Source organism: Paraburkholderia sp. EG287B (assembly GCF_040965595.1).
GTDB lineage: Bacteria > Pseudomonadota > Gammaproteobacteria > Burkholderiales > Burkholderiaceae > Paraburkholderia.
In genome coordinates this window covers 228,039-254,041 of record NZ_JBFRCG010000002.1, presented here as the reverse complement: position 1 = coordinate 254,041, position 26,003 = coordinate 228,039, and the positions used below count along the sequence as shown (strand labels likewise).

Annotated in this window: 24 protein-coding genes; 13 read left to right on the top strand and 11 right to left on the bottom strand. The window is 68.1% G+C overall.

All coding sequences use genetic code 11. The features are described from left to right. The first annotated feature begins 82 nt into the window (after window positions 1–82). Window positions 83–991 carry a LysR family transcriptional regulator ArgP gene (locus AB4Y40_RS03885; protein ID WP_342925092.1) on the top strand — a complete coding sequence of 303 codons (909 nt, stop codon included), beginning with the start codon at window positions 83–85 and terminating at the stop codon, window positions 989–991. 762 nt (window positions 992–1,753) lie between these two features. Continuing rightward, on the top strand, window positions 1,754–2,227 hold the full coding sequence (locus tag AB4Y40_RS03880; protein ID WP_368686514.1) for a DUF3331 domain-containing protein: 474 nt from the start codon (window positions 1,754–1,756) through the stop codon (window positions 2,225–2,227). A 211-nt stretch (window positions 2,228–2,438) separates the two neighbouring features. Here the strand turns inward: AB4Y40_RS03880 and AB4Y40_RS03875 are convergent, their stop codons facing one another. After that, entirely contained in the window at window positions 2,439–3,689 is a 1,251-nt protein-coding gene (locus AB4Y40_RS03875) for an MFS transporter (RefSeq protein WP_368686513.1), read from the bottom strand. Between the two features lie 11 nt (window positions 3,690–3,700). Beyond that, complete coding sequence (locus tag AB4Y40_RS03870) at window positions 3,701–4,738, bottom strand: PRC-barrel domain-containing protein (RefSeq protein ID WP_368686512.1); 1,038 nt, start codon at window positions 4,736–4,738, stop codon at window positions 3,701–3,703. 546 nt (window positions 4,739–5,284) lie between these two features. Here AB4Y40_RS03870 and AB4Y40_RS03865 point away from each other — a divergent pair. Further along, window positions 5,285–6,688 (top strand): NCS2 family permease, encoded by a 1,404-nt coding sequence (locus AB4Y40_RS03865; protein ID WP_368686511.1) that lies wholly within the window; start codon window positions 5,285–5,287, stop codon window positions 6,686–6,688. Window positions 6,689–6,808: 120 nt separating this feature from the next. Here AB4Y40_RS03865 and AB4Y40_RS03860 read toward each other — a convergent pair whose 3' ends face one another. Beyond that, window positions 6,809–7,204, bottom strand: coding sequence for a hypothetical protein (locus AB4Y40_RS03860; protein WP_368686510.1), 396 nt, complete (start codon window positions 7,202–7,204; stop codon window positions 6,809–6,811). Window positions 7,205–7,344: 140 nt separating this feature from the next. Between AB4Y40_RS03860 and AB4Y40_RS03855 the strand changes: the two genes are divergently transcribed. From AB4Y40_RS03855 to AB4Y40_RS03845, 3 genes are read left to right on the top strand one after another with little or no spacing between them, the layout of a single operon-like run. Next, entirely contained in the window at window positions 7,345–7,797 is a 453-nt protein-coding gene (locus AB4Y40_RS03855; protein WP_368686509.1) for an ArsR/SmtB family transcription factor, read from the top strand. 8 nt (window positions 7,798–7,805) lie between these two features. Next, a complete protein-coding gene (locus tag AB4Y40_RS03850) occupies window positions 7,806–8,135 on the top strand; it encodes an SRPBCC domain-containing protein (RefSeq protein WP_368686508.1) in 330 nt (109 codons plus the stop codon). A gap of 35 nt (window positions 8,136–8,170) precedes the next feature. Next, window positions 8,171–8,911: a DUF899 domain-containing protein gene (locus AB4Y40_RS03845; RefSeq protein ID WP_368686507.1), complete on the top strand. Its 741-nt coding sequence runs from the start codon at window positions 8,171–8,173 to the stop codon at window positions 8,909–8,911. A 75-nt stretch (window positions 8,912–8,986) separates the two neighbouring features. Here AB4Y40_RS03845 and AB4Y40_RS03840 read toward each other — a convergent pair whose 3' ends face one another. Both AB4Y40_RS03840 and AB4Y40_RS03835 read right to left on the bottom strand, forming a co-directional pair. Continuing rightward, the gene (locus tag AB4Y40_RS03840) at window positions 8,987–9,169 is read right to left on the bottom strand and encodes a hypothetical protein (protein ID WP_069262451.1); all 183 of its coding nucleotides are present in this window, start codon (window positions 9,167–9,169) and stop codon (window positions 8,987–8,989) included. Window positions 9,170–9,275: 106 nt separating this feature from the next. Beyond that, window positions 9,276–10,190 carry an NAD-dependent epimerase/dehydratase family protein gene (locus tag AB4Y40_RS03835; protein WP_368686506.1) on the bottom strand — a complete coding sequence of 305 codons (915 nt, stop codon included), beginning with the start codon at window positions 10,188–10,190 and terminating at the stop codon, window positions 9,276–9,278. A gap of 115 nt (window positions 10,191–10,305) precedes the next feature. On the opposite strand from AB4Y40_RS03835, the gene AB4Y40_RS03830 reads away from it, so the two are divergent. From AB4Y40_RS03830 to AB4Y40_RS03815, 4 genes are all read left to right on the top strand, one after another. After that, on the top strand, window positions 10,306–11,238 hold the full coding sequence (locus tag AB4Y40_RS03830) for a LysR substrate-binding domain-containing protein (protein ID WP_368686505.1): 933 nt from the start codon (window positions 10,306–10,308) through the stop codon (window positions 11,236–11,238). A gap of 124 nt (window positions 11,239–11,362) precedes the next feature. Next, the gene (gene hutH, locus AB4Y40_RS03825) at window positions 11,363–12,898 is read left to right on the top strand and encodes a histidine ammonia-lyase (RefSeq protein ID WP_368686504.1); all 1,536 of its coding nucleotides are present in this window, start codon (window positions 11,363–11,365) and stop codon (window positions 12,896–12,898) included. 49 nt (window positions 12,899–12,947) lie between these two features. Further along, window positions 12,948–13,643 (top strand): histidine utilization repressor, encoded by a 696-nt coding sequence (hutC, locus tag AB4Y40_RS03820; protein ID WP_368686503.1) that lies wholly within the window; start codon window positions 12,948–12,950, stop codon window positions 13,641–13,643. Window positions 13,644–13,876: 233 nt separating this feature from the next. Further along, window positions 13,877–14,527, top strand: a complete 651-nt coding sequence (locus AB4Y40_RS03815; RefSeq protein WP_321926769.1) for a hypothetical protein — start codon at window positions 13,877–13,879, stop codon at window positions 14,525–14,527. A gap of 31 nt (window positions 14,528–14,558) precedes the next feature. Here AB4Y40_RS03815 and AB4Y40_RS03810 read toward each other — a convergent pair whose 3' ends face one another. Further along, entirely contained in the window at window positions 14,559–15,437 is an 879-nt protein-coding gene (locus AB4Y40_RS03810; protein WP_069269346.1) for a LysR substrate-binding domain-containing protein, read from the bottom strand. A 136-nt stretch (window positions 15,438–15,573) separates the two neighbouring features. On the opposite strand from AB4Y40_RS03810, the gene AB4Y40_RS03805 reads away from it, so the two are divergent. The 3 genes from AB4Y40_RS03805 to AB4Y40_RS03795 all read left to right on the top strand — a co-directional run bounded on the left by AB4Y40_RS03805 (window position 15,574) and on the right by AB4Y40_RS03795 (window position 19,878). Further along, window positions 15,574–16,818, top strand: a complete 1,245-nt coding sequence (locus AB4Y40_RS03805) for an aminotransferase class I/II-fold pyridoxal phosphate-dependent enzyme (protein ID WP_368686715.1) — start codon at window positions 15,574–15,576, stop codon at window positions 16,816–16,818. A gap of 89 nt (window positions 16,819–16,907) precedes the next feature. Beyond that, the gene (locus tag AB4Y40_RS03800; RefSeq protein WP_368686502.1) at window positions 16,908–17,894 is read left to right on the top strand and encodes a helix-turn-helix domain-containing protein; all 987 of its coding nucleotides are present in this window, start codon (window positions 16,908–16,910) and stop codon (window positions 17,892–17,894) included. 7 nt (window positions 17,895–17,901) lie between these two features. Continuing rightward, entirely contained in the window at window positions 17,902–19,878 is a 1,977-nt protein-coding gene (locus tag AB4Y40_RS03795; protein WP_368686501.1) for a DUF3857 domain-containing transglutaminase family protein, read from the top strand. Between the two features lie 7 nt (window positions 19,879–19,885). Here AB4Y40_RS03795 and AB4Y40_RS03790 read toward each other — a convergent pair whose 3' ends face one another. The 5 genes from AB4Y40_RS03790 to glgC all read right to left on the bottom strand — a co-directional run bounded on the left by AB4Y40_RS03790 (window position 19,886) and on the right by glgC (window position 25,841). Further along, window positions 19,886–21,100 carry a branched-chain amino acid ABC transporter substrate-binding protein gene (locus AB4Y40_RS03790; protein ID WP_368686500.1) on the bottom strand — a complete coding sequence of 405 codons (1,215 nt, stop codon included), beginning with the start codon at window positions 21,098–21,100 and terminating at the stop codon, window positions 19,886–19,888. A 293-nt stretch (window positions 21,101–21,393) separates the two neighbouring features. Then, window positions 21,394–21,855 (bottom strand): hypothetical protein, encoded by a 462-nt coding sequence (locus AB4Y40_RS03785; RefSeq protein ID WP_368686499.1) that lies wholly within the window; start codon window positions 21,853–21,855, stop codon window positions 21,394–21,396. A 101-nt stretch (window positions 21,856–21,956) separates the two neighbouring features. Beyond that, window positions 21,957–22,829, bottom strand: a complete 873-nt coding sequence (gene pdxY, locus AB4Y40_RS03780) for a pyridoxal kinase PdxY (protein WP_368686498.1) — start codon at window positions 22,827–22,829, stop codon at window positions 21,957–21,959. A 161-nt stretch (window positions 22,830–22,990) separates the two neighbouring features. After that, the gene (glgA, locus tag AB4Y40_RS03775) at window positions 22,991–24,481 is read right to left on the bottom strand and encodes a glycogen synthase GlgA (protein WP_368686497.1); all 1,491 of its coding nucleotides are present in this window, start codon (window positions 24,479–24,481) and stop codon (window positions 22,991–22,993) included. Between the two features lie 94 nt (window positions 24,482–24,575). Beyond that, window positions 24,576–25,841 (bottom strand): glucose-1-phosphate adenylyltransferase, encoded by a 1,266-nt coding sequence (gene glgC / locus AB4Y40_RS03770; RefSeq protein ID WP_368686496.1) that lies wholly within the window; start codon window positions 25,839–25,841, stop codon window positions 24,576–24,578. Window positions 25,842–26,003: the final 162 nt, after the last annotated feature.

Here is a 26,003-nt window from a genome sequence, read left to right as displayed (position 1 = left end):
CATCGACAGGGAATGGCGCTAGTCTGCCGCCAGGAGCCGCATAAGAAAAGCTCATTTTCATTAACCGGATTAAGGAACGCTAATGCTCGACTATGCCTTGCTCGATGCGCTTGCCGCCGTCGTGCGGCATGGTTCGTTCGATCGCGCCGCGGGCGCGCTCAACGTCACGCCGTCGGCGGTTTCGCAGCGCGTGAAGCTGCTGGAGGAGCGCGTGGGCACCGTGCTCGTGAAGCGCGGCCAGCCTTGCGTCGCGACGGCTTCCGGCGCGCTGCTGTGCCGTCACACGGAGCGCGTGCAGTTGCTCGAGGCGGAGCTGGGCGGGGCGATGCCGACCTTCACGAGCGCGCTGGGGGCGGCGCGGCCGACACTGCGCGTGGCCGTCAACGACGACAGCGTGGGCACCTGGTTCATCGACGCCGTGGCGGGCTTCTGCGTCGAACGCGGCGTTCTGCTCGACCTCGTGATCGACGACCAGGATCACACCGCGCAACGCATGCGCGACGGCAGCGTGCAGGGCGCCGTCACGACGCAGGCCGAGCCCGTGCAGGGCTGCCGCTCGACGCGCCTCGGACGCATGCGCTACCTCGCGGTGTGCTCGCCGGCGTTCTTCGAGCGGCATTTCGCGCAAGGGGTGACGCGCGACACGCTGCGCCACGCGCCGTGCGTCGAGTTCAACCCCAAGGATCAGCTGCAAAAGCGCTTCATTCGCCGTATCACGCGCGCGCAGATCGACGCGCCGCTGCACTGGATTCCCCACGTGGCCGGGTTTCTGCGCTGCTGCCTGAACGGTCTGGGCTGGGGCATGTGCCCCGAGCGCATGATCGCGCCGCATCTCGCGCGCGGCGAACTCGTCGAACTCACGCCCGGCCGCGCGCTCGATGTCGAACTGTACTGGCAGAGCTGGCGGCTTTCCATTGGCTGGCTCGACGACTTCGGCGCCATGCTCAAGGTGCGCGCCGGCGAATTTCTCGATCAGGGCCGCGGCGCGTAAGACGCGCGCCGCACGATATCTTCATTCGTTTGTCTTTATCCGCGGATTCAATGGTGGATTAGTGTGCTGACTTTCGGTGCGGACGACAGTGCTTGTCAGATCACCGTATTGTTGCTATTCGTCTCCTGTGAGTTGCACAATGTCGGCATTGGCGCGCGGCAATGCGGCTAAAGCAATATTCGAAATCCATTAATTACTTTTCGAATAGTGGAATGCTTCGATATTCCATGGGTGTGGAGAACGCAAGCTTCGTGCGAGAATTCCGCGTCCAATAGACTGACGTTTAGTATGTGATATGTCTGATGCACCTATGTCGAATAGGTGCATTGCGTTTCATTGATCGGTCACGTCCCGTGTGTAAGAGTGGAGTCCGTGCGATCCCGGTACAGCCTATGAGAGCGGCCATGGACGGGCATTTCAGGCTATATGCCTGCGCGCGGCGAAGCGGGTGCTGCAACAATTCAGTTATGTGGAAAAGTCGTGCGACTAGTGACATCCACCCTGAAACCGGTTATTTTTTCCGCAGCGAGATTGTTAAGTATCATCAAATCGGCAAAAAAGTTCACGGATGTAAAGAAACCAACATTGGAGGCTTGCAGTCGGAACTGAAAGCTCTGCCATCTCGTTTTTTGCGTTTGGCATTATCGTGTGAAAATTGCGTTTTTCCTGTGGATTGCGAGTTGGACACGCTATAATCCGGACGTGGCAGAGTGCTTATTCGACCGGCATATTTGAATCGTTTCCACGTGCACGAGGTGCATTATGACGAAATTAGATACCGGCAGCGTTTGGCAACAAACCATTGACCTTCTGTCCGCAGCTTCCGAGCCGTTGAGCCTGGACAGCGAATTCGAAGGCGGCAGAAGCTGCAAACCGGTACCCATCACACGCGGCGCATCGGAGGCGGCCAACCGGCGGCGCGCCACCGTCCGTTCGTGGGATGCGCAGGGCATCACCTTGATCCGGCGGCATGATCGGGACAGCATCACCGTTTGCTGGAGCGACGCCACCTATGGCCGCTACTCCGACCAGTTGTGGCGGGTGTGCACGGCGCGCCGCAGCGCGGTCTGTGCGCTGACCGGCGAGAAGATCCGCCGCGGCGACGCGGTGTTCCGGCCGAGCCCGAATCGCCGTCATCGCCCGGCCAACGCCGATGCGATGATCCTTGCGAGCAAGCTCGACAACCTTCCCAACGCCGTGGTCGCGGCGCGTCTGGACGAGGCGCTGGCCGCCTGAGCGCGGCGTCCCCGGGCGCACCGGTCGCCCGCGCGGGTATGCCACCCGTTCATCTGCCACGCGGCTGAGCCACACCTCGTCATGCCCATGTCATAGCTGCACAGGAACAAAACGGCGCCCCAAGGGGCGCCGTTGTTCGTTTGCCGGTCGAAAGGCGGGTCGCCACCGTGCGCCGGGGCGGGCGCAACCGGCCCTCCCGGCGGCGCACCGCTCACACGGTGGCATCGCGGGCGTTTTCCTCTTCGAGCGCGTCGCGCGTCTCGGGCATTGCCAGCCAGACCATCAGCACCGCCGCGGCGCCTGCGCTCGCGAGCGCGAGGAAGCTCACCGTATTGCCAAGGTGATCGGCGATGAAGCCGGCCAGCGCCGTCGAAAGCGTCGCCCCGATCCCCGCCGAAAGCCCGAAGAGCCCGATACAGAGGTTGTAACGGCCCTTGCCGCCTGCCACGTCGGCGGCGATCAGCGGCAGCATCACGCCGAACACGGCGGCCGACAGGCCGTCGAGCATTTGCACTGGCACGAGGAAATACGGGTTGCCGACGGCGGCGAACAGCAGCGCGCGCAGCGGCAGCGCGCAAAAGCCGAGAATCAGCACGGGGCGGCGCCCCCAGGCCTGCGCGGTGCGGCCGACCCAGGGCGACATCAACGCGACGATGGCTTGCGGCACGATGATGCACGCCGCGATCACGAGCTGAACGTTGTCGCCCATGCCGGCCGTCACCTCGCCGGCGGCGAGGTTGAGCATCGCGGCGTTCGAGAGGTGGAACAGCACCACACAGGCCGCGAAGGTCAGCATGCGCCGGTCGCGCAGCAGGTCGAAGATCGTTTCGCGCGGTTCGCCGGCGACTGCCGCGCCGGCCTTGCCGGGCCTGGCCGCAGGTTTGGCGTAGGCGGCGTTCTGGTCGTACTCGATCATCACGAGCGCGACGAGCGCCGGCAACGCGAGCGCGGCCGTCAGCCAGAACACGGAGCGCGGCGACCAGTACTCGCCGCACAAGCCCATCAGGCCGGCGGCCACCGCACTGCCGATCGAGGCCCAGCGCGCGTTGCGGCCGAGCCGGTCGCCCAGGTTCTGGCGGCCCACCAGCGCGAGCGCGAGCGCCGCCATGGCCGGCACGAGCATGCAGCTGGCGAAGCCGTGGAAGATCTCGGCGGCCATCACCGCCACGACGGTCGGGCTCGCGGCGAGCAGGACGGCCGAGATGATGATCGCGATGATCGCCCACGCGGCGGCGGCCTTCTTGTTGCGCAGGGCGTCCACCGCCGCGCCGCCCGGCACCTGGCTCACCATCGCGCTGATCGTGCCCACCGACAGCGCCAGGCCGATCTCGCCCTGGGTCCATTTGTGCGACGCCAGATACGAGGCAATGAACGGCCCGAAGCCCGTCTGCACGTTCGCGACGAAGAAGTTCAGCCAGTCGAGCGCGCGCACGCTGCGCTGGCTTGGATTGGGTTGTTGCATGGTGCCGTCCGTCATTTGGCACCGTGGGCATTGGCCGCCGAGGCGACGGGCGATGCAGCGGGCGCTGCTTGCGCCGCCGAGGCAGCCGAAGCGGCCGGGGCCGGGGCCGGCGGCGGGGCGGCGGGCGTCACCGCGTGCACCGGCTGGTCGGGCGCGTAGGGCGGCGAAGCATCCACCTGCTGATCGCTCATTTCGAGCTGCGCTTCGAGCGTGTTGTTCTTCGTGACGAAGTGCAGCGCCGACCAGTCGGCCGCGATCGTATGACGTTTCTCGAGCGTGCCGCTCACGTCGAGCACCACGGCTTGCGGGGCGGCGCTGCCGTCGAGCAGCACGTCGACCACGCGGCCCACCTTGCCGCCGTTGGCGCGTTCCACGTCCGCATCGAGCATGGGCAGGCGCGTCGCGCTCGCTTCGGGGTTGCCGGGCTGCGGCGCACCGGCCTTGGGACGGTCGGGGATCTGCAGCTGGCTGGCCGGCAGGGCGAGCGTGATGGCGGGCGTTTTCGCCTGGGTGTTCACGTGCACGCCGCTCCACGGGAAATTGGCCTTGCGGTCGCCAATGCCCATGAAGCCTTGCAGGTTCACCACGACGTCGACGGGCTTGCCGCCGGGGCCCGTGACCATGTCGACGGCGCGGCCCACGACCTTGCCGTCGGTCTTTTGCACTTCGCTGTCGAGCAGCGTGCGGAAGGTGCCGCGCTCGAGCGTGCGCACCTGCACGATGGGCGCCGGGGGCGGCGCCGGCGGGGCGCTGGCGGGCGCGGGCGGCGGCGGCGCCGGTCGGCGGCGGTGCACCGGCGCGGGGCGCGGCTTCTTCGGCGAGGGCTTGATCGTGGCCTCCGTTTCCGGCTCGCTCGCCGCCTCGGGCGCGGACGCGGCCTCGGGCTCGCTCGCGGCCGGCTCGGGCTCCGTGGCCACGGGCGCTTCCGGTTCGGGCGGCGGGGCCGGCCGGAACAGGCTGCAGCCCGAAAGCGTGAGCAGCATCAGCAGCGTCAGGGCGTACGGAAAGTGAAAAACGGGACGTGTGGAACGCAAGAAGCCGCGTTTCATCTACTGAAACTCCTTGGAGCGGCCGGCGCGGCGCGCGCGCGGCAGGGGGAAACCGGGTCGGGATGCGTGAGTGTAACCCGCGCACCGGCCCGATCCGCTTAATGACGGCGTGAGCGAACGGCGTCGGCGGACAGAGCGGGCGAACGGCGCGGGCGACCGGCGCGGTCGACCGGCTGGGCAACTCGCCGCAAGCGCCGCGCCGGGACGATCGCGCTTCGTCATACGAAACCGGTCCCGGTCTGCGCGGTAACGACGCGCTTCACGCCCAGGTGTAAACGCGGGGCCGGCCCTCACGTCGCGCCCTGTACACGGGCATATAAGCATCGCGGCATGAACTCAATGCGAATCGTGCGATGGGAGCGCAAATCGTGTTCGCCTAACCTTCGCTCCATCCATAAAGAGATGTCAAAACGATGAGCGCCTGGAAGTGGAAGAAGGCGCCGGCAACGCGTCGACACGACTAATTCAATTCGAGACGAACCTGATGACGGATCGGGCTGGTGAGCCGTGAACCGTTTCAGCATGCTGATAAAGGAGGCACTCACCATGATCGAACCCCACGCGCAGCCGCTTGCCGGTGCGACCGCCGCCGAAGTCGAGTCCACAGATGCATTGGGCCCGGCCTCGGGATTCATCGACCGTTATTTCGACGTCGCCGCGCGCGGCAGCTCGCTGCGTCAGGAGGCGATTGCGGGCGTCACGACCTTCCTCGCGATGGTCTATTCCGTGTTCGTCGTGCCGGGCATGCTCGGCAAGGCGGGCTTCGACACCAGCGCCGTGTTCGTGGCCGTGTGCCTGACCACGGCGTTCGGCTCGCTGCTCATGGGCCTGTGGGCGCGCCTGCCGTTCGCCATCGGCTGCGCCATCTCGCTGACGGCGTTCACCGCCTTCGGCCTCGTGCTCGGCAAGGGCCTGAAGCCCGAAGTGGCGCTCGGCGCGGTGTTCCTGATGGGCCTCGTGTTTACGGGCATTTCGGTGACGGGCGTGCGCTCGTGGATCCTGCGCAACCTGCCGCACGGCATCGCGCATGGCACGGGCATCGGCATCGGCCTGTTCCTGCTGCTGATCGCCGCCAATGACGTGGGCCTCGTGGTCAAGAATCCGGGCGCGGGCCTGCCGGTTTCGCTCGGCCATATCACCTCGCTGCCCGTGATCCTTTCGGTGGTCGGCCTCGCCGCGATCTTCGGCCTCGTGCGCCGCCGCGTGCCGGGCTCGATCCTGATCGTGATCGTCGCGATCTCGGCGCTCGGTCTCGCCATCGATCCGGCCGTGAGCTTTCATGGCGTGTTCGCGTGGCCTTCGCTGTCGGCGCCGGGCCATGCCTCGCTGATCGGCGCGATGGACATCAAGGGCGCGCTCTCGCTCGCCGTGCTGCCGAGCGTGCTGGCGCTCGTGATGACAGCCGTGTTCGACGCCACCGGCACGATCCGCGCCGTGGCGGGGCAGGCGGGCCAGCTCGACGCGAACGGGCGCATCGTCAACGGCGGGCGCGCGCTCACGGCCGACTCGGTCAGCTCGATCTTCTCGGGCTTCCTGGGCGGCGCACCGGCGGCGGCCTATATCGAATCGACGGTAGGCGTGGCAGCGGGCGCGAAGACGGGCCTCGCCGCCGCCACGGTGGGCGTGCTGTTCCTCGCGGTGATGTTCTTCGCGCCGCTCGCAGGCCTCGTGCCCTCGTATGCGACGGCGCCCGCGCTGATGTACGTCGGCCTCATGATGCTCTCGAGCGTGAGCCGCCTCGACATGGCCGATATGGTCGATTCGATGTCGGGCCTCGTGTGCGCCGTGTTCATCGTGCTCACGGCGAACATCGTCACGGGCATCATGCTGGGCTTCTGCACGCTCGTGATCGGCCGCGTGGTGAGCGGCGAGATCCGCAAGCTGAACGTGGGCACGGTGGTGATCGCCGGCGTGCTGGCCGCGTTCTACCTGGGCGGCTGGGCCATCTGACCATCGGATGACCCGGTCATTCGCCCGGCGGCCACGGCGGCCCGCCCGGGCGGCTGCACGGCCCGCGTCGCTTCACGGCGGCGCGGGCCGTGTGGCTTTTGCGCGCTGCTGTGTAGCGCGTTACTCCGGCAGCACGCTGTTGCGCGTCTTGCCCGCTTTGCGCGGCTTGCGTGGCCTGGGCTCCACGCCGATGCGCGGGTCGCGCGCGAGCACGAGCGCACTCAACTGCGCGGCCGTGTCTTCGAACGCCGCATCGGCTTGCGGCACATAGAGCCATTTGCCGAGCACGGGGTGCACTCGCAACGCCGGCATCGCATCGATGAGCGACGCATGGTTCTCCCGCGACGTGCAGACCAGCACGCCGTTGAACGGCGGATCGCGGTCGGCGGCGACGAGGCACAGCAGGCCGTCGAGATACGCGGCGTCGCAGCCGAACATGGGCTTGCGGATATAGCCGGGCTCGCGCTCGAAGGCGTCGAAGATCCAGAGCAGCGAGTTGCGGATTTTGGACGGCATGACGTGACGTGGCGGAGATAGCGGGGCGCGGCGCGCAGAAATCGCCATTCTAGTGGCGCCGATGCGGCCGTGCGCGCCGCCGCTCGCGAACGATTTACGCATGTCTTGACATCGCTCGCTTGTCGCCTATGCTAAACCACATGGTTAAGTATGAAGACGCTACCCTCGACCGCACCTTCGCGGCGCTCGCCGATCCCACGCGGCGCGCGCTGCTCGCACGCCTCGCGCAGCACGACGAGCTCTCGGTGAGCGCGCTCGCGCAGCCGTTCGCGATGTCGCTGCCCGCGGTCATGAAGCATCTGGACGTTCTCGCTCAGGCGGGCCTCGTCACGCGCGCGAAGACCGGCCGCACCGTGGCGTGCCGGCTCGCCGCGGGGCCGATGGAGGACGCGATGCAGTGGCTCGCGCACTATCAACGCTTCTGGAGTGAAACGCTCGATCGACTCGCCGCTTTCGTGGAGGAAGATGCATGTCTACCCAACCCGCAGCCGGACCCAGCGCTGCCCATCAAGCTCCCAGCCTCACCATCCGGCGACGCCTCAACGCCACGGCCGCGAACGTCTACGCCGCGTGGACGCAGCCGTCGCAACTGATGCGCTGGATGCACCCGTTCGATACCACCTGCATTCACGCAGAAGCCGACGTGCGCGTGGGCGGGCGCTTTCGCGTGATCATGCGCGGCGCGAACGGCGAGGACCACGACGTGAGCGGCACCTATCTCGAAGTCGTGCCCGACGCAAAGCTCGTCTTCACGTGGGCGTGGCGCAGCACACCGGAGCGCGAGTCGCTCGTCACGGTGACGCTGCGCGCCGACGGGTCCGCCACCGAACTCACGCTCGAGCACGAACGCTTCTTCGACGAAGCAGCGCGCGACTCGCACAACGAGGGCTGGACGAGTTCGATCGATCAACTGGTGGCGCTGTTCGACTGAACGGCGCTCATTCAAGCGCAAGGAGGAATCGAAAGATGGAATCGCACAAGATCGTTTCGCAGACCGAATGGCTGGAGGCCCGTAAGGCGCTTCTCGCCGAAGAGCGCGCTTTTACGCATGCACGGGACGCGCTGGTGGCCAAGCGCCAGGCACTGCCGTGGGTGAAGGTCGAGAAGACCTATACATTCGAGACACCGCAAGGCCCGCGCACGCTTGCGCAGCTATTCGGGCCGCGCAGCCAGCTGATCATTTACCACTTCATGCTCGGGCCGGATTGGGAAGAGGGGTGCCCGGGCTGCTCGTTCCTGTCCGACCACGTGGACGGCATGCTGCCGCATCTGGAGCATCACGACGTGACTTACGTGGCCGTTTCGCGCGCGCCGCTCGCGAAGATCGAGGCGTTCAAACAACGCATGGGCTGGCGTTTTCCGTGGGTATCGTCGTATGCGAGCGACTTCAACTTCGACTATCACGTGTCGTTCGGCGAGGCCGACAAGGCGCGCGGCAAGGCGATCTACAACTACATCGAGCAGGACTACATGAGCGACGAGCTGCCCGGCGTCAGCGCGTTTTATCGCGACGAAGCGGGCAACGTGTACCACACGTATTCGACCTACGCGCGCGGCGGGGAGATGCTGATCGGCACCTATGCGATGCTGGAGTTGACCGCAAAGGGACGCAACGAAGAGAAGGACATGCGCGAGTGGATGCGCCACCACGATCGCTATGAAGACGCGCCCGCGCCGGCGTCGTGCTGTGCGCACGAGAAGCAGTAAATGCGTTGGGCGGACAGTGGTTAGCGCAAACAAAGAAAGCTGCGCCGGTCGCGAAAGAGTCGTGAAAAAAGCGCGTTAGAGCGACATATCGAACGCGGGGCGCAGCAGCACTTCGATCGCCATCACGACGAGTCCCATCGCGCCGGCGGCGAGCGTCAGCGTGCCATATTCGTCGTAGCGCGTATCGTAGAGGCACGCGACGATGAACAAGATGGCCAGCAGATTGGTTAGCCAGTAGAAGTTCAGCGCGAGGAGCATCGGCGTATCCGGTACCGGCGCGCAGCGCGCCGGCGGCTAGTGCAAGACGCTCGGATTTTAGCGGGGCGACCTTACGGATACGCAACAATTACGTGCGCTACAACACTTATTTTTGCGCGATCGGCACTTTGGGCATTGCTGAACGGATCCAGTCCGTGACCGAGGTGCGCCGCGGCTGCCAGCCGAGCAGCGTGCGGGCGCGCTCGCCGCGCACGCGGCTGTTCGAGCCGAGGCCGTACGACGCCATTTCGTAGCCCCATTCTTCGATCGCGGCTGCGAGCGGCCAGTCCTGCGGCGCGCCCAGACCCATCACTTCGGCGAGCGCCGTGGTCATGTCGCGGAAGTTCGCCTCGCCGCTTTCCACGAAGTAGAACGTGCCCGCGGGCGTGTTGTCGAGCGCGAGGCGATAGAGTTCGGCGACGTCGTCGACATGCACGTTCGACCAGATGTTCAGGCCGCGCCCCACGTGGCGCATCACGCCGCTCTTCTGCGCCTGGCGGATGAGCCGCGGCAGTTGCACGCTCGCGGCGCCCGGCACCGCGCCCACGCCATAGATCAGCGTATTGCAGAGCACGGCGCTCTTCACGCCGCGCGCGGCGGCCGCGAGCACGAGATTGTCGATGGCCACGCGCGGCGCCTTGTCGGCGGTCGGCTCGGGCAGAGCGTCCTCGCGATAGACGTGCGCGGTCGCCTCGCCGCCCGACGCGTCGCCCACGATGCTCGAGCCGCTCGTGTGCAGGAGCGTCTTGCCGGAGCCTTCGAGCGCGTCGATCAGCGCCTCGACCGCGCCGCGGTGGTCGCTGCTCGCCGCGTTGATCACGGCGTCGGCGGCGCGTGCTTGCGCCATCAGCGTCGCGCGGTCGTCGAGATCGCCCTGTACGGGCGTGATGCCGAGCGCTTCGAGGTCGGCGAACTGCTCGGGCCGGCGCACGAGGCCGCGCACCGTGTGGCCCGCGCGCACGAGATGCGCCGCGATCGTGCCGCCGATAAATCCGCCTGCGCCTGTCACGAAGACTTTCATGAGTGGCTCCTGATCCTGTCTTGATTGCGATGGCAGCCAGTATCGGGGCATCCGGGTTTTGCAAAAACCATGTTAGTCTCAAATGAATATTGACTGCGGATCAAAAATAGCCACGATGAAGACATCGACCGACGAACTGCTCGTATTCGTCACCGTGATCGATGCGGGGTCGATTACCGCCGCGGCCGAAAAGCTCGAGCAGACCGTCTCGGGCGTGAGCCGCGCGCTGACGCGGCTCGAAAAGCAGCTCGGTGTCGCGCTGATCCTGCGCACCACGCGGCGCCTGCAACTCACCGAAGAGGGCGAGCTGTTCCTCGATCGCGCCCGCACGATTCTCGCGGCGCTGGCCGACGCCGAGGAGGCCGTCACGCGCCACCGCGAGCGTCCCTCCGGGCGGCTGCGGGTGGATGCGGCCACGCCGTTCATGCTTCATTGCATCGTGCCGCACGTCGCGGCATTCGCCGACGCGTATCCCGAGATCGAACTCGAACTCACGAACAACGAACGCATCGTCGATTTGCTGGAGCAGCGCGTCGATATCGCCATTCGCATCGGCACGCTGCAGGACTCCACGCTGCACGCGCGCTCGCTCGGCACGAGCCGTTTGCGCATTGTCGCGAGCCCGGGCTATCTCGCGGCGCACGGCACGCCGCGCAGCGTGGCCGCGTTGCGCGACCATCGGCTGATCGGCTTTACGGCGCCCGCGCATCTGAACGGCTGGCCGCTGCGCGTGGCGGGCGGCGACCAAACGCGCGCGACCACGAAGACCCAGGAGATCGAGCCCGGCTACACGATCGCGCCCGCGCTTTCGGCGTCGAGCGGCGAGACGATACGCCAGCTCGCGCTCGCCGGCAGCGGCGTTGCGTGCCTGTCCGACTTCCTCACCACGGCCGACCGCGACGCGGGCCGCCTCGTCACCGTGCTCGACGACGCGCTGATCGAATCGCGCCAGCCGATCCACGCCGTCTACTACCGCAGCGCGGCGCTCGCGGCGCGCGTGCAGTGTTTTCTCGCGTTTATTGGGGGCAGGCTGCAACTCGACGGGTGACGGGCACTGGCGGCGCTCTCGTGGATAGTCCCAGGCTACACGGGCCGCAAAGGGGAGTTGTATAGACAGGCGCGCCAGGCTAGACTTCGGCCACTTTCGCGACTTGTATAGACAGGATTCGACCATGCTCCCGACCCTTCGCCTCACGCCCGGCCATCTGACCCTGCCCCAACTGCGCCAGATCGCGCGCGAGGCGGTGCGGCTCGAGCTCGATCCGGCCAGCTTCGCCGCCATCGACGCGGGCGCACGCGCCGTTGCCGAGATCACGGCGAAGGGCGAGCCCGCCTACGGCATCAATACGGGCTTCGGGCGTCTGGCGAGCACGCATATCCCGAGCGACCAGCTCGAACTGCTGCAGCGCAATCTGGTGCTCTCGCACGCCGTGGGCGTGGGCGAGCCGATGTCGCGTCCGGTCGTGCGTCTGCTCATGGCGCTGAAGCTGTCGAGCCTCGGCCGCGGCTATTCGGGCATCCGCCGCGAAGTGATGGACGCGCTCATCGCGCTGTTCAACGCCGACGTGCTGCCGCTCATTCCCGTGAAGGGCTCGGTGGGCGCCTCGGGCGACCTCGCGCCGCTCGCGCATATGTCGGCGGTGCTGCTCGGCATCGGCGAGGTGTTCATCCGCGGCGAGCGCGCCAGCGCCGAAGCGGGTCTCGCGGCTGCGGGCCTCAAGCCGCTCGCGCTGCAGGCGAAGGAAGGTCTCGCGCTGCTCAACGGCACGCAGGCTTCCGCCGCGCTCGCGCTCTACAACATGTTCGCGATTGAGGACCTGTACCGCACGGCACTCGTCTCGGGCGCGCTCTGCGTGGACGCGGCGGCAGGTTCGGTGAAGCCGTTCGACGCGCGCATTCACGAACTGCGCGGCCATCGCGGCCAGATCGAGGCGGCCGCGGCCTATCGCACGCTGCTCGAAGGTTCGGCGATCAACCTCTCGCACCGCGACTGCGGCAAGGTTCAGGACCCGTACTCGCTGCGCTGCCAGCCGCAGGTGATGGGCGCGTGTCTGGACCAGATGCGCCACGCGGCGCAGGTGCTGCTCATCGAGGCGAACGCGGTGTCGGACAATCCGCTGATCTTCCCGGAAACGAACGAAGTGCTCTCGGGCGGCAACTTCCACGCGGAACCGGTGGCCTTCGCCGCCGACAACCTCGCGCTGGCCGCGGCCGAAATCGGCGCACTGGCCGAGCGCCGCATCGCGCTGCTGATCGACGCGACGCTTTCGGGCCTGCCGCCTTTCCTCGTCAAGGACGGCGGCGTGAACTCGGGCTTCATGATCGCGCACGTCACAGCGGCTGCACTGGCGTCGGAAAACAAGACGCTCGCGCATCCGGCCTCGGTCGATTCGCTGCCGACCTCGGCCAACCAGGAAGACCACGTGTCGATGGCGACGTTCGCCGCGCGCAAGCTCGCCGACATCGCCGACAACACGGCCAACATCCTCGCGATCGAACTGCTCGCCGCTGCCCAGGGCGTGGACCTGCGCGCGCCGCACCACACGAGCCCGGCGCTCGCGCACGTGATGCAGTCGGTGCGCGCCGAGGTGCCGCATTACGACCTCGATCGCTACTTCGCGCCGGATATCGAAGCGATCACGCGTCTCGTGCAGAACGGTGCGATCGCTTCGCACAGCCCGTTCGCGTTCGAATCCGAGGCGCAATAACACGCAACCACGCGCAAACAGGCGCCAAGCCAAAGCACGGGCCAACGCGATGAACGCTCCCGCATACCAGGGCATCAAGGACTTCATCCTCGCGCGCATTCACGCCGGTGAGTGGAGCGAGGGCGACCAGGTGCCTTCGGAGAACGAACTGGCGCGCGAGTTCAAGGTCGCGCGCATGACCGTGAACCGGGCATTGCGCGAACTCACCGCGGAACAGGTGCTCACGCGCGTGCAGGGCGCGGGCACCTTCGTCGCGCGGCCCAAGTACGAATCGACGCTCGTCGCCATTCGCAGCATCTCCGACGAAATCCTCGCGCGCGGGCACCGCTACCGCGCCGAGGTGCTCGAGATCGGCGTGCATCGCGCCGACGAGGCGCTCGCCGTCGAAATGGGACTCGCCGCGAACGATCAGGTGTTCAACTCGCGCGTGCTCCACTTCGAAAACGACGAGCCCGTGCAGCTCGAAGAGCGCTGGGTCAATCCCGCCGTCGCGCCCGATTACGCGGCGCAGGACTTCACGCACATCACGCCGAACCAGTACCTCGTGCATGTCGCGCCGCTGCAGGGCGTGGAGTACCGCATCGAGGCGCTCGCCCCCGAGGCGCAGACGCGCGTCCACCTCGCCATGGGCGAGGCCGAGCCGTGCCTCGTGCTGCATCGGCGCACCCGCTCGCGCGGGCTCGTCGCTTCGGTCGCCAATCTCTGGCATCCGGGCAGCCGTTACCGCTTCACGGGGCATTTCTAAAGGCGGTTGAGGTCGGGCGGTCCAAGGCCATCCGCGCCGCTCGCCGCGATTTCCTCAGTCTTTTCCCTGTGCGTGGCCGACCGTCATCGGCATACGTCTTGCTCGCTTTACAGATGGCTGACCGAACTGCCGGCTGCGGCGCGCGTATGGGGCCAGACGGCCCGCGAAAGCGCGCGTGGTGCGCCGCAGCCCTTATCATTGGGAGATGACGCGAACGAAGGAGGAGTTCCGCAATGGACGATGCCAACGCCACGCTCATGCCGATGTGGCGGGCCAATCTGGCGCTGCTCACGCGCGAGGTCGGGTCCGCCACCCGGCTCGCGCGCATGATGACGTTTTCCGCGAGCTACATGAAGCTGATCGTGTCGGGCCAGCGCGACTTCAGCGCGGAGTTCGTGCGCGGCGTGGAAGCCGTCACGGGCCTGCCCGAAGGCTGGATGGACGTGAAGCACGATAGCGCCGACGTGCCCGACGAAACGCGCGAGGCGATCGCGAGCGAGACTCCGCGCGCGCGCTTTCGCGGCACCGCGCATCCGGTGCGCAAGGCGCCCGTGCTGCGCGTCGAGCCGATCTTCGGCCAGGGCGCAAAGCGCGAGGAAGCGACGGCGACGCCCGAGGCGCACCGGCGTCTCGCGGGCACGCGCAAGATCCGCGATCTCGCCGCGCAGGACGTGCGCAAGCTCGAGCGCTACCTGAGCGTGCCGCCGGTCGAGCCGGCGGTGCTGCGCTCGCGTATCGAAGACGTGATCAACTACGCCGACCCCGACGAACGCGTGCGCGCCGATCTCGAAGGCCGCCTCGAGCAGATCGAGAAGCATCGCGAAATGCTGCTGCGGCACGTCTCGCGCCTCTACGCGCTGCTGTCGCGGCTGGGTGACGACTGACTGATTCGTTGCCCGAATCATCGTCGGAAGATCATCGCTCCTGGACGCGCAGCTCCGCGAGGATCTGGTCGGCGAGAAAGTCGCACGGCGGTCGGTTCGAGCGCGCACTGCGCGCGAGCACCACTTCGAGCTCGGGGAGTGCCGGCAGGCCATGCTGGCGGCCGAGCGTGACGAACGTCTCGGGCACCGCGCAGCGCGCGAGCGGCGCGATGGCGAGCCCCGCGGCCACCATGCTGCACAGGCCCATCAGACTCGGGCTTTCATACGATGTGCGATAGGCGATCTTCGCGCGCTCCAGCGCCTGGATCGCATTCGTATGCGCGACGCTGCCGCCGCCGAAGAGGGCGACCGGCAACGGACGCTCGCGCCAGATCTCGCGCCCGCTCGCCGCGCTCACCGCCGCGGGGGGCGCGGCCCACACCATCGGCTCGAAGCGGATGAACTCGCCCGCCAACCCGCGCGTGCGCGTGATGCAGGCGAGGTCGATCTTGTTGTCCTTCAGGAGCGGCAGGAGCGCGCTGCTCGGCAGCCCGATCACCTGGATCTCCACCTTTGGCCAGTTCGCCGAGAACTTGCGCAGCACCGGCGGCATGAGCGAGGACGCGTAGTCGTCGGGCACGCCGATCGACACGCGCCCCGTCACCTCCGGGTGCGCGAGCGAGGCCCACGCTTCGTCGCGCAACGCGAGCATGCGCCGCGCGTAGGCGATCAGCGTCTGGCCGTCGGGCGTGGGCGTGACGCTGCGCGGCGCGCGGATGAACAGCGGCTTGCCGATGGATTCCTCGAGCGCGCGGATCTGCATGCTGAGCGCGGCCTGCGAGCGGTGCACGAGCGCGGCGCCGCGCACGAAGCTGCCGGCGTCGGCGACGGCCACCACCATGGCGAGCACGTCGAGGTCGAGGGTCTTCATTGGTATAAGAAAAATTGATCGAAGGCTTCAATATAACGCGTTTGTCTGAACGCGGGGACGCGCCGATACTGGGGCCGTACCGACCCTTCGCGTTGTTCTTCGCATCGTCTTTCGCTTTTCGGAGAAGCCCATGTTGATGTCGCCGCCCGTCGATTTGACCTACGAACGATTCCAGCAACTGCAGATGCGGCTCGACATGTCGCGCGGCAAGCCTTCGCCCGAACAGCTCGATCTCTCGCAGGCGCTCATCGACGAAGCCGCGCAGGCCGGCTATCTCGCGCGCGACGGCTTCGACTGCCGCAACTACGGCCTGGCGAGCGGCCTGCCCGAGGCGCGCGAGCTGGGCGCCGGGCTGCTCGGCGTGCCGGCCGCCCAGGTGATCGCGGCGGGCAATTCGAGCCTCGAACTGATGCATGACGCGCTGACCTTCGCGCTGCTGCACGGCGTGCCGGCGGGCGAGGGCGCGGAGAGTGGCGCGCCGTGGCGGGCGCAGGGCGAGATCGCGTTCCTGTGCCCGGTGCCGGGCTACGACCGCCACTTCGCGATCTGCGAGGCACTGGGCGTGCGCATGATCGCCGTGCCGATGCGCGAAGACGGCCCCGACATGGACCGCGTGGAAGCGCTCGTGCGCGACGATCCATCGATCAAGGGCATGTGGTGCGTGCCGCTCTACAGCAACCCGACGGGCGCGATCTGGTCCGACGAGGTGATCCGGCGTCTGGCCGCGATGCCCGCCGCGCCCGACTTCCGGCTCTTCTGGGACGACGCCTACCGCTTCCACCACCTCAGCGACGAAGCGCACACGACGCTCGACGTATTCGAGGCCTGCGCGGCGGCGGGCCACGCAGAGCGCGCCTTGATGTTCGCGTCGCTCTCGAAGGTGACGTTCGGCGGCGGCGCGTTCGCGTGGCTCGCCGCCGCGCCGCGCAACGTGGCCTGGTGGCAGAAGCACTCAGCCGTGCGCACGATCGGGCCGGACAAGCTCAACCAGTTGCGCCACGTGCGCTTTTTGCGCGACCGCGCGACGCTCACCGCGTTGATGGCGCGCCATCGCGCGCTGCTCAAGCCGAAGTTCGATGCGGTCGACAAGGTGTTCCGCGCGCGCCTCGCCGGCGTGCCCGGCGTGAGCTGGAACGTGCCGCGCGGCGGCTATTTCATCAGCCTTTATGCGCCCGAGGGTTGCGCGCGCCGCACGGTCGAACTCGCGGCGGCGGCGGGACTCGTCCTCACGCCCGCGGGCGCGGCGTTCCCGTATGGCGTCGATCCGCACGACAGCCATCTGCGGATTGCGCCGTCGTTTCCGGCGCTCGACGAGGTGCGCCTTGCCGCCGAGGGCATTGCGCTGTCGCTGCTGCGCGCCATCGAAGAACGGCGGGGATAGCGGCCGGGGCGGCTCCGGCGGCGCTCGCGGCGATGTGTTACAACGGCAGACGTAGCCAACGAACGTTGCCAACTTCCCGCGAGGTTGCCGTGCAAGGTCTCGCCGTTTCATTGCAACGCGCGCTCGCCCGGCGCGAGCGCGAAGGCCGCGCCGCTAGCGGCCGTGCGCCCACGGCGCGCCCGCTCGCGGCGGGCGCCGGCTGGTCGGTCGACGACGTCGTCTGCACGCTCGGGCCCGGCGACCGGCCCTACGAGGAGCGCCACACGAGCGCGTGCCTCGCCGTCGTGGCGGCCGGCGTGTTCGGCTACCGCAGCGGCAACGCGCGCGCGCTGATGACGCCCGGCGCGCTCATGCTCGGGGAAACCGGCGCCTGCTTCGAATGCGGCCACCGTCACGCGGCGGGCGACCGCTGCCTCTCGTTCCATTACGACCCCGCCTGGCTCGACGAGCAGGCCGCGGCCGCGGGCCTCGCACCCGGGGCGCGCCGCTGGCGGGCCGCGCGGGTGCCGCCGGTGCGCGCGCTCGCGCCGCTCGTGGCGCACGCTTGCGCCGACGCGCTCGCGCAAGAGCGGCGTCAGGCGCCCCGACTGGGCGCCGCCGCCTGGGATGAAATCGCGCTGAAACTGGCGCTCACGACCTTGCGGGTGGTCGCGAGCGGCAAGGACGCGGCCACCTCTGCCACGCCGGGCGCCGCCGCGGCGGCACGCGTGGTGGCGACGCTGCGCCTGATCGACGAAACGCCCGACGATGCGCATACGCTCGCCAGCCTCGCGAGCGCGGCGGGCGTGAGTGAGTTCTATTTTCTGCGCACCTTCGCGGCGGTGGCCGGCGTGACCCCGCATCAATATCTGCTGCGCGCGCGATTGCGCGCCGCCGCACTGCGTCTCGCCGACGACGACGAAACGAAGATCGTCGATGTTGCGCTCGCAAGCGGCTTCAATGATCTGTCGAACTTCAACGCGGCGTTTCGCACGGAGTTCGGCGCGAGTCCCCGCGCATGGCGTGCTGCGCAGCGCGAGCGTCACCTCGCGCGGACGTCTTGGCCGAACGCCGCGCAAGCAGCGGCGCGCGCCTGAGACGCTCATGACGCGAGGCGAGGAGATCAGGCGCGGCGCCCGGTGCGTCGCGTCGTGCTTTGCGTTGAGCCTCGCGTTGATTCTGACGATCGCGAGCGGCCATGCCCGTGCCCAGGCGAGCGACCGAAGTCCCGACAGCGCGGCGCGCGTCGAGACCGCCGATCGCGCTGCGCAAACCGACGTCCCGCCATACACGCTCGAACGCGACGTGCATCTGTTCGTCGTGCAGCAGGACGGCTCGGTCGTCGAGGACGACGACACCGTGCTGCGCGCCAACACCACCGCCGGCGTGGACGAGATCGCCCAGCGTTACGTCTGGTTCAATAAGGATATCGAAACGATTACCCAGCTCTCGGCCGAGACCATCGATCCGGACGGCAGCGCACACGCGGTCGGCGCGAGCGGCATCCGCGACGTGCAGGAGCCGCGCTCGGCGGGCGCGCCCACGTTCGAGGACGGCGTGCTGCGCACGGTGATCTTTCCGGGCGTCCAGGTCGGGTCGCGCGTGCATCTGCATTTCGCCAAACGCCGCGCGAAGGCGCTCGACGCGGGCACGTTCTCGTACTTCGTCGAGCCGACCGGCGAACCGGTGGAGTTTCAGCGCCTCATCTTCGATTTGCCCGCCGACGTGCCGCTCCACGCCGACGCGCGCGGCTACACGGCGCTCGCCCCCGAGACGGCGAACGGCCGTACCCGCTACGCGTTCGACTACCGGCACGGCCCCTATGCGCCGCTCGAAGCGGGGGCGGTGGCGTACGTGAACTGGGGCGACCGGCTGATGGTGTCGGCGGTGCCCGACTTTGCCGCGTTCGCCGCGCGCTATCGCGATGCCGCCGCCGATCCCACCTCGACCGATCCGGCCATCGCAGCGCTCGCGCAGGCGCTCACGGCGGGCGTGAGCGACCCGCGCGACAAGGCGCGCCGCATTTACGACTGGATGCGCTTCAATATCCGCTACGTCGCGCTGTTTCTTGGCGAGACCGCGGCCGTGCCGCATCGCGCGACCGACATCCTGCGCAACCGCTACGGCGACTGCAAGGACCACGTGGCGCTCTTCAGCGCGCTGCTCGCGGCCGTCGGCATACGCGCCGAGCCCGTGCTGCTCAATCTCGGCCCCGTCTATACGCTGCCCGATGCGCCGGGCTATGGCGCGCATGCGATCAACCATGCGATCGCGTGGCTGCCCGACCTCAGCGTGTATGCGGACACTTCCTCGGGCGGCTACGCGTTCGGCTACCTGCCGCCGGGCGTGATGGACCGGCCCGTGCTGCTCGTCGACGACGGCGTGCTCTCGCGCACGCCCGCGACCGAGCGGCGCGAGCGCACGGCGCGCCTGTCGCTCGAGGTGGGCGCGAGCGGCGACGCTGCCTACAGCTACTACGTGGAAGACGAAGGCGCGGGCGCGGAGCCCGAGCGCAACTCGTTTCGCCGCGCGACGCACACGGGAGCGCAGCAACTCGCGGCGCAGCGCCTGCGGCTCAGCGGACTCGCCGGCACCGCGCACGTGAGCACGAGCGCGACGGATGCGACCGACGGACCGTTCTCGGTGACGATGGAAGGCACGCTCGATCACGTGGTCTGGCGCGACGGCACGACCGCGATACCCGCGACGAGCAGCTTCACGGGCGGCATTGCCACGCAGATCGACAGCTGGCTCGCGCAGCCGCGCCGCACGCAGCCCTGGGCGTGCATCGGCGGGGAATTTACCGAGAGCGCGCAGATCGTGCTGCCCGCGTTCGCGCGCGTGACCGACGTGCCGCAAGACACGCAGGTGAGCGACACGTTTCTCGACTACACGTCGCACTACGTGTTCGACGCGCGCTCGCGCACGCTGCAGATCGAGCGGCGGCTGGCGGCGCGTTTTGGCCACCAGATGTGCACGGCCGACGAATTCGCGCAGATGCGCGACGCGCTCGTGCGCATCGAGCGCGACACACACGCGCAGATCGTCGTGCGGGCGGCGAGTGCGCCGCAGCAACCGTGAGCGGGGCTCAGCCGCCGCGCGTCGTCACCGGCACCCACACGCCTTTCTTCACCTGCCAGAGCGTGGAGGCGCCGTTCTTGAGCGAGCCGTCCGGCTCGAAGGCGATGCGGCCCGTCACGCCGTCGAAGGCGAGCGCCTTGAGCGCGCTGCGGTAAACCTCGGGCTGCGCCGATTTCGCATTGACCATCGCGTGGATCGCGGCCCACGCCGCGTCGTAGCCGAACGGCGCGTAGGCGAGCACGTTGGCGCCGAAGCGGGCTTTGAAAGCCTGCTCGAAACGCGGGCCCTCCGGCAGCTGCGCGAGCGGGCGGCCATACTCCCAGGCCATCGCGCCTTCGGCGGCTGCGCCCGCGGCCTGGGTGAAGTCGGCGTTCGCCACGCCGCCGCCGCCCACGAACTGCGCGTTCATGCTGCGCGCCTTCATCTGCTTCGCGAGCGCCGCGCCCTGGTGCGCGAGGCCGCCGAAGTAGAGCAGATCGGCATCGGCGGCCTTGATTTTCGCGAGCTGCGGGCCGAAGTCGCTCGCGATGCTTTCCGCGAACTCGCGCGCCACCACGTTGCCGCCATGCTCGCGCACCGCGCGCTCGAACACGTCGGCTTCGCCCTGGCCGAAGGCGGTGCGGTCGTCGATGATGGCCACGCGTTTGGCCTTCATCACGTCCACGGCCCACGCGCCGGCGATGCCTGCGTTCTGCGCGTCGTTTGCAATCACCATGAAGGTGTTGGCGAAGCCTTGCGACGTGATGACGGGATTGGTGGCCGCGGGGCTGATCATCGGAATGCCGGCGCTCTCGTAGATGCGAGAGGCGGGAATGGCCGAGCCCGAATTGAAGTGGCCGACCACGGCGTTCACCCCCTGATTCGCCAGCGTCGCGGCGGCCTGCACGCCGAGGCGCGGGTCGCTGCGGTCGTCGATGGGGACGAGTTCGAAGTGCGCCGTCTGCTCGCCGATCTTGAGGTTTTGCGCGTTCGCATCGTCGAGGGCGAGCTGCACGCCGTTTTGCAGATCGCGGCCGTAATTGGCGTAGTCGCCCGAGAGCGGCGAGACAAAGCCGATGCGCACGTCGAGCGGGCCGGCGGCCAGGGCGCTGCGGCTCGCGCCGAGCGTCCCGACGGTGGCCAGCGCGCCGATCAGGAGCCCGGCCGCAAGCTTGCGGCACGCACGGTACGGCTGGGCGAATGCGCAGGCGCTAGCGGTTCCAGGCGCGGCAGCGAGACTCATGGTGACTCCTTGCGCGACAGCGGCGCGGTGTTCTTGTGTGCGTTTTGTCCGGGTACGCCGCGCCGCGCGCCGGCGTGGCGCGGAGGCTGGGCGTCTCGTTTTCCGGTCTTGCGTCTTGCGGTTTGCGACTGCGGCTTGCCGGGACGGGCTGTGCGACGGCTGCGCGCGTGGGTGGGGTGGCTCAGCCGGGTCCCCATGTGCGCCGGCTGGGCGCGCGCCTTCGTGAGGCGGCGGATGGCGAGCAATATAGCAGGCCGCCGGGTCAATCGCTCACGCCGTGTCGCGCGGGTGGGCTACTCGCCCCTTTGCAGTTCGAAGAGCGCGTCGCGCAGGTGCACGAGCGGCGCCATGGTGTCGGCGCTCGCCCATCCTTCGAGGTCGTCGAGCGCGCGGTTGCAGCCGTCGAGCACCACGTCGAGATCGACGGGAATGCCGTTGGCGAGCGCAAAGCGAATCGTCGCTTCGAAGCGTTCGCATTCGTCGTCGCCGTACGAGATGTCGAGCGTGTCGGCAATGGTCTGGGCGATGTCGCTGCGTTGGCGGTCGCTCTCGTCGACGAAGTCGATGATGCCGCGTGCGACGTCGGGCGCATGGTACAGCGCGATGTCGAGCCACACGGCGGGATCGAAATCGCTTTCGTGGCTTTGTTCCTCGAAGTATTCGATGGCTTCCTGCTCGTGGGTCTCGCCGGCGTCGACGGCGAGGCAAAGCTGCTCGAAATACTCTTCCTGTTCGCTACGGATTGAATCGGACATCGGTCATTCTCTAAAGACGGTGGGCGCCGCGGCCGTGCGCTGTGTCTGGCCGCCGCAAGTCATGCGGACGGCATTATAGGCCGCGCGCGCACCGCTTCAGTTTAGGCGGCTTCCACCGCCCAGGCGTCGAACCATTCGCGCGGGCGCGCGATCTGGTCTTGCGCCGCGACGATTTCCAGTTCGTAACGGCCTGCGTCGTAAGTCGCCTTCACCACGGCGTTCACGGCCGCGAGCGTGTGTTCGAACGCGCGGCGCAGCGAGTCGCCGAGCATCAGGCGCGCGACGAACACCGCGCTCGTCACGTCGCCCACGCCCACCGGCTGGCGCGCGAACGGGTAGAGCGGGCGCTGGCCGAGCCACGCTTCATGCTCGGTCACGACGAGCATGTTGAAGCGGTCGGCAGGGCTGTTGCGGTCGAGCAGATGTTTCACGAGGACCAGCTTCGGGCCGCGGCGCAACAGTTCGCGGCACGCGAGCACGCCTTCTTCCGCGGTCTCGATCTCGCGGCCCACGAGCCGTTGCAGCTCGATGTGATTGGGGATCATCGCGTCGGCGACCTCGGGCATGTTGCGCACGAGGAACTCCTGGATGCCGGGTTCGACGCGGCAGCCGTTCTCGGCGTTGAGCGTGCCCATCACCGGGTCGCAAAAGTAGCGCGCCTGCGGGTTGGCGGCCTTCACGGCGCGCACCACGTCGATCACGGCCTGGGCCTGCTCGGGGGTGCCGAGGTAGCCCGACAGCACCGCATCGCAGCGCGGCAGCACGCCGATCGCGCCAATGCCTTCGACGAGATCCACGACCTCGTCCGAGCCGATGGCGGCGCCGGTCCAGTGGCCGTATTGCGTGTGATTCGAGAACTGCACCGTGTTGAGCGGCCAGACATTGACGCCCAGGCGGCGCATGGGAAACACCGCGGCGCTGTTGCCCGCGTGACCGAACACGACGTGCGACTGGATGCTCAAAACGTTTTTCATGGCCGGTCCAGATTTCGTTATCGCTTGCGGCGCTTCGAGCAGCGCGCCTTTGCGCAGGTGCAGCAACGATAACCGAATTCGCTGCGCCCAGTCGATGGATGCGTGGGCGGGGTGTTGCGTGTGCGCCTGCCGCGAGCGCCAGCGCTGCGCCTGGGCAGGCGCTAGGCCACGACGTGTTGACCGGCCAGCTCGCGATAGAGCGCCATGTAGCGTTGCGCCGACGCCGCCCAGCCGAAGTCCTGCTGCATTGCACGCGTGCGCGTGTCGCGCCAGTCGCGGCTGCGCCCATAGAGCGCGAAGGCGCGGCGGATCGCGGCCGTGAGCGCGTCGGGCTCGAAACGCTCGAACACGAATCCGGTGGCGAGACTATCGGCGAGATTTTCCAGCGAGGCGTCGACCACCGTATCGGCGAGTCCGCCCACGCGGTGCACGAGCGGCAGGGCGCCATAAGCAAGCGCATAGAGCTGTGTGAGGCCGCACGGCTCGAAGCGCGAGGGGACCATCATCACGTCGGCGCCCGCGACGATCTCGTGGGCGAGCGTCTCGTCGAAGCCCAGTTCCACGGCCACCGATTCGGGATGCTGGTGCGCGGCGCGCGCGTAGCCCTGTTCGAGGCTGGGGTCGCCGGTGCCGAGCACGACGAGCTGCCCGCCGCGCGCGACGATCTCGGGCAGCGCCGCGAGCAGCAGGTCGAGGCCCTTTTGCTCGGTGAGCCGGCTCACCACGCCGAACACCGGGGCGTCGTGCTTCTGCGCGAGCTTCAGGCGCGCCTGCAGCGCCGCCTTGCAGCGCATCTTGCCGCTCTGGCGCGTGGCCGAATAGCGCGTGGCGATGGCCGCGTCGCTCGACGGATTCCAGACGGCGTAGTCCACGCCATTGAGGATGCCGACGAGATCGTGCGTGCGTCCGCGCAGCAGCGCCTCGAGGCCGCCGCCCTGGGCGACGGTCTGAATCTCGCGCGCGTAGGTCGGGCTCACCGTCGTGATCTTGTCGGCGAAATAGAGGCCAGCTTTCAGAAATGAAAGCTGGCCGTAGAACTCCACGCCATGCATGTCGAAGAAGTCGCGCGGCAGGCCGAGCGTCTCGAACTGCTGCGCGGGGAAGATGCCCTGGTACGCGAGGTTGTGAATCGTGAAGATCGAGCGCGCGCCGCCGGGCGCCATGCTCGTGCCGCGCTCGCGCGCCGCCGCGCGCAGATAGGCCGGCGCGAGCCCCGCGTGCCAGTCGTGCGCCTGCACGATGGCGGGCGCCCAGTCGGCATCGAGGTGCAGCGCGAGTTGCGCGGCGGTCCAGCCGAGCAGCGCGAAACGCTGGGCGTTGTCGCCGTAGGGCACGTGCTCAGCGTCGAGATAGGGGTTGCCGGGGCGCGCGTAGAACGCATCGGCGCGGATCATGTAGACGGCCAGCTCGCTGCCGGGCAGGCGCCCGAGTTCCAGCGTCGCCTCGGGCGCGCCGAACGTGCGCGCGAGGCGCGCGACGGTACGCAGGTCCTCGAGCCCCGCCGCCACGGGCGCGAAGCCCGGCAGCAGCAGGCGGGCGTCGGCGCCCTGTTCGATCAGCGCGGCAGGCAGGGCGGCGGTGACGTCGGCGAGGCCGCCGGTCTTCAGGAGCGGATACAACTCGCTGGCTACGTGCAGGACGCGAATGGTCATCGGGAGTCAGTCCTCTCGGTGCTCGGGTTGCTTAAGGGTTTGGCGCGTCCTTAGGCGAAGCCGATCTGGCGGACCGGCTTCGCCAGACGCATGACTAGCCAGGCAATTTCGCCAGCGCCTCGCTCGTGACGAGTACGACGCCGCTCTCGGTGCGATAAAAGCGTTCGGCGTCGCGCGTGGCGTCTTCGCCGATCACGGTGCCGTTGGGTATCGTGCAGCCGCGGTCCACGACGACCTTGCGCAGCCGGCAACTCGTGCCCACCGTCACCTGTGGCGACAAGACTGCCTCGGCAATGTTGCAGAACGACTGCACGACGACATTCGACGAGAGCACCGAGCGCGAAATCTGCGAACCCGAGATCACGCTGCCGCCGCACACGATCAGGTTGGTGCCCGAGCCTTGCAGGCCGTTGAGGTCGCGCACGAACTTGGCGGGCGGCAACTGCTCCTGGTAGGTCCAGATCGGCCAGTTGCGGTCGTAGAGATCGAGCGCGGGGATGGTCGAGGCGAGGTCGAGGTTGGCGGACCAGTAGGCGTCGACCGTGCCCACGTCGCGCCAGTACGGTTCGGCGGACGGGTCCGACGACACGCACGACATGCTGAACGGATGCGCGATGGCGTGGCCGTCGCTCACCACGCGCGGAATGATGTCCTTGCCGAAGTCGTGGTCGGTGGCCGAGCGCGAAATGTTCTCTTCGAGCAGATGGACGAGATAGTTCGTGTCGAACACGTAGATGCCCATGCTCGCGAGCGCGATGTCGGGGCGGCCGGGCATGGCGGGCGGATCGTCGGGCTTTTCGACGAAGCCGGTCACGCGGCGCGACTCGTCCACGGCCATCACGCCGAACGCGCGCGCTTCCATGCGCGGGACCTCGATGCAGCCCACCGTGCAGTCGGCGCCGCTCGCGGCATGGTCGGCGATCATGCGCGTGTAGTCCATCTTGTAGATGTGGTCGCCGGCCAGCACCACCACGTACTTCGGACTGATCGAGCGGATGATGTCGAGGTTCTGGTACACGGCGTCGGCGGTGCCCCGATACCAGTGCGCGCCTTCCACGCGCTGCTGCGCGGGCCACAGGTCGAGGAACTCGTTGAATTCGCCGCGCAGGAAGCCCCAGCCGCGCTGCAGATGGCGCAAGAGCGAGTGCGCCTTGTACTGGGTGACGACCGCAATGCGGCGGATGCCCGAATTCAGGCAGTTCGAGAGGGCGAAATCGATGATGCGGTACTTGCCGCCGAAGTACACGGCCGGCTTCACGCGCTTGTTGGTGAGGGGCCCTAAGCGCGTGCCGCGGCCGCCAGCGAGCACGATGGCGAGGGTGGTGCGTTGCAGATCGTTGAGGCTTGCCGGAGTTTCCATGGTCGTCTCCTTGTTGTGCCCCCCGGTACGGCCGCCGCGGCCCGCCTCGTCGTGCCCGGGCCGGTGCGGTCCTTCTTTCGCGTACTTGTCGCGTCCCTGACGCGGCGCGTTTCGCGGTGCAACACGCGTGCGTATTTCGCGTCGCGGACGTCTCGTGCGTCC

What these genes read in the sequence shown, in the direction of transcription:
- AB4Y40_RS03885 (WP_342925092.1), top strand. Translation starts at nt 83, where the DNA reads ATGCTCGACTATGCCTTGCTCGATGCGCTTGCCGCCGTCGTGCGGCAT.
- AB4Y40_RS03880 (WP_368686514.1), top strand. Translation starts at nt 1,754, where the DNA reads ATGACGAAATTAGATACCGGCAGCGTTTGGCAACAAACCATTGACCTT.
- AB4Y40_RS03875 (WP_368686513.1), bottom strand. Translation starts at nt 3,689, where the DNA reads ATGCAACAACCCAATCCAAGCCAGCGCAGCGTGCGCGCGCTCGACTGG.
- AB4Y40_RS03870 (WP_368686512.1), bottom strand. Translation starts at nt 4,738, where the DNA reads ATGAAACGCGGCTTCTTGCGTTCCACACGTCCCGTTTTTCACTTTCCG.
- AB4Y40_RS03865 (WP_368686511.1), top strand. Translation starts at nt 5,285, where the DNA reads ATGATCGAACCCCACGCGCAGCCGCTTGCCGGTGCGACCGCCGCCGAA.
- AB4Y40_RS03860 (WP_368686510.1), bottom strand. Translation starts at nt 7,204, where the DNA reads ATGCCGTCCAAAATCCGCAACTCGCTGCTCTGGATCTTCGACGCCTTC.
- AB4Y40_RS03855 (WP_368686509.1), top strand. Translation starts at nt 7,345, where the DNA reads ATGGTTAAGTATGAAGACGCTACCCTCGACCGCACCTTCGCGGCGCTC.
- AB4Y40_RS03850 (WP_368686508.1), top strand. Translation starts at nt 7,806, where the DNA reads ATGCACCCGTTCGATACCACCTGCATTCACGCAGAAGCCGACGTGCGC.
- AB4Y40_RS03845 (WP_368686507.1), top strand. Translation starts at nt 8,171, where the DNA reads ATGGAATCGCACAAGATCGTTTCGCAGACCGAATGGCTGGAGGCCCGT.
- AB4Y40_RS03840 (WP_069262451.1), bottom strand. Translation starts at nt 9,169, where the DNA reads ATGCTCCTCGCGCTGAACTTCTACTGGCTAACCAATCTGCTGGCCATC.
- AB4Y40_RS03835 (WP_368686506.1), bottom strand. Translation starts at nt 10,190, where the DNA reads ATGAAAGTCTTCGTGACAGGCGCAGGCGGATTTATCGGCGGCACGATC.
- AB4Y40_RS03830 (WP_368686505.1), top strand. Translation starts at nt 10,306, where the DNA reads ATGAAGACATCGACCGACGAACTGCTCGTATTCGTCACCGTGATCGAT.
- hutH (WP_368686504.1), top strand. Translation starts at nt 11,363, where the DNA reads ATGCTCCCGACCCTTCGCCTCACGCCCGGCCATCTGACCCTGCCCCAA.
- hutC (WP_368686503.1), top strand. Translation starts at nt 12,948, where the DNA reads ATGAACGCTCCCGCATACCAGGGCATCAAGGACTTCATCCTCGCGCGC.
- AB4Y40_RS03815 (WP_321926769.1), top strand. Translation starts at nt 13,877, where the DNA reads ATGGACGATGCCAACGCCACGCTCATGCCGATGTGGCGGGCCAATCTG.
- AB4Y40_RS03810 (WP_069269346.1), bottom strand. Translation starts at nt 15,437, where the DNA reads ATGAAGACCCTCGACCTCGACGTGCTCGCCATGGTGGTGGCCGTCGCC.
- AB4Y40_RS03805 (WP_368686715.1), top strand. Translation starts at nt 15,574, where the DNA reads ATGTCGCCGCCCGTCGATTTGACCTACGAACGATTCCAGCAACTGCAG.
- AB4Y40_RS03795 (WP_368686501.1), top strand. Translation starts at nt 17,902, where the DNA reads ATGACGCGAGGCGAGGAGATCAGGCGCGGCGCCCGGTGCGTCGCGTCG.
- AB4Y40_RS03790 (WP_368686500.1), bottom strand. Translation starts at nt 21,100, where the DNA reads ATGAGTCTCGCTGCCGCGCCTGGAACCGCTAGCGCCTGCGCATTCGCC.
- AB4Y40_RS03785 (WP_368686499.1), bottom strand. Translation starts at nt 21,855, where the DNA reads ATGTCCGATTCAATCCGTAGCGAACAGGAAGAGTATTTCGAGCAGCTT.
- pdxY (WP_368686498.1), bottom strand. Translation starts at nt 22,829, where the DNA reads ATGAAAAACGTTTTGAGCATCCAGTCGCACGTCGTGTTCGGTCACGCG.
- glgA (WP_368686497.1), bottom strand. Translation starts at nt 24,481, where the DNA reads ATGACCATTCGCGTCCTGCACGTAGCCAGCGAGTTGTATCCGCTCCTG.
- glgC (WP_368686496.1), bottom strand. Translation starts at nt 25,841, where the DNA reads ATGGAAACTCCGGCAAGCCTCAACGATCTGCAACGCACCACCCTCGCC.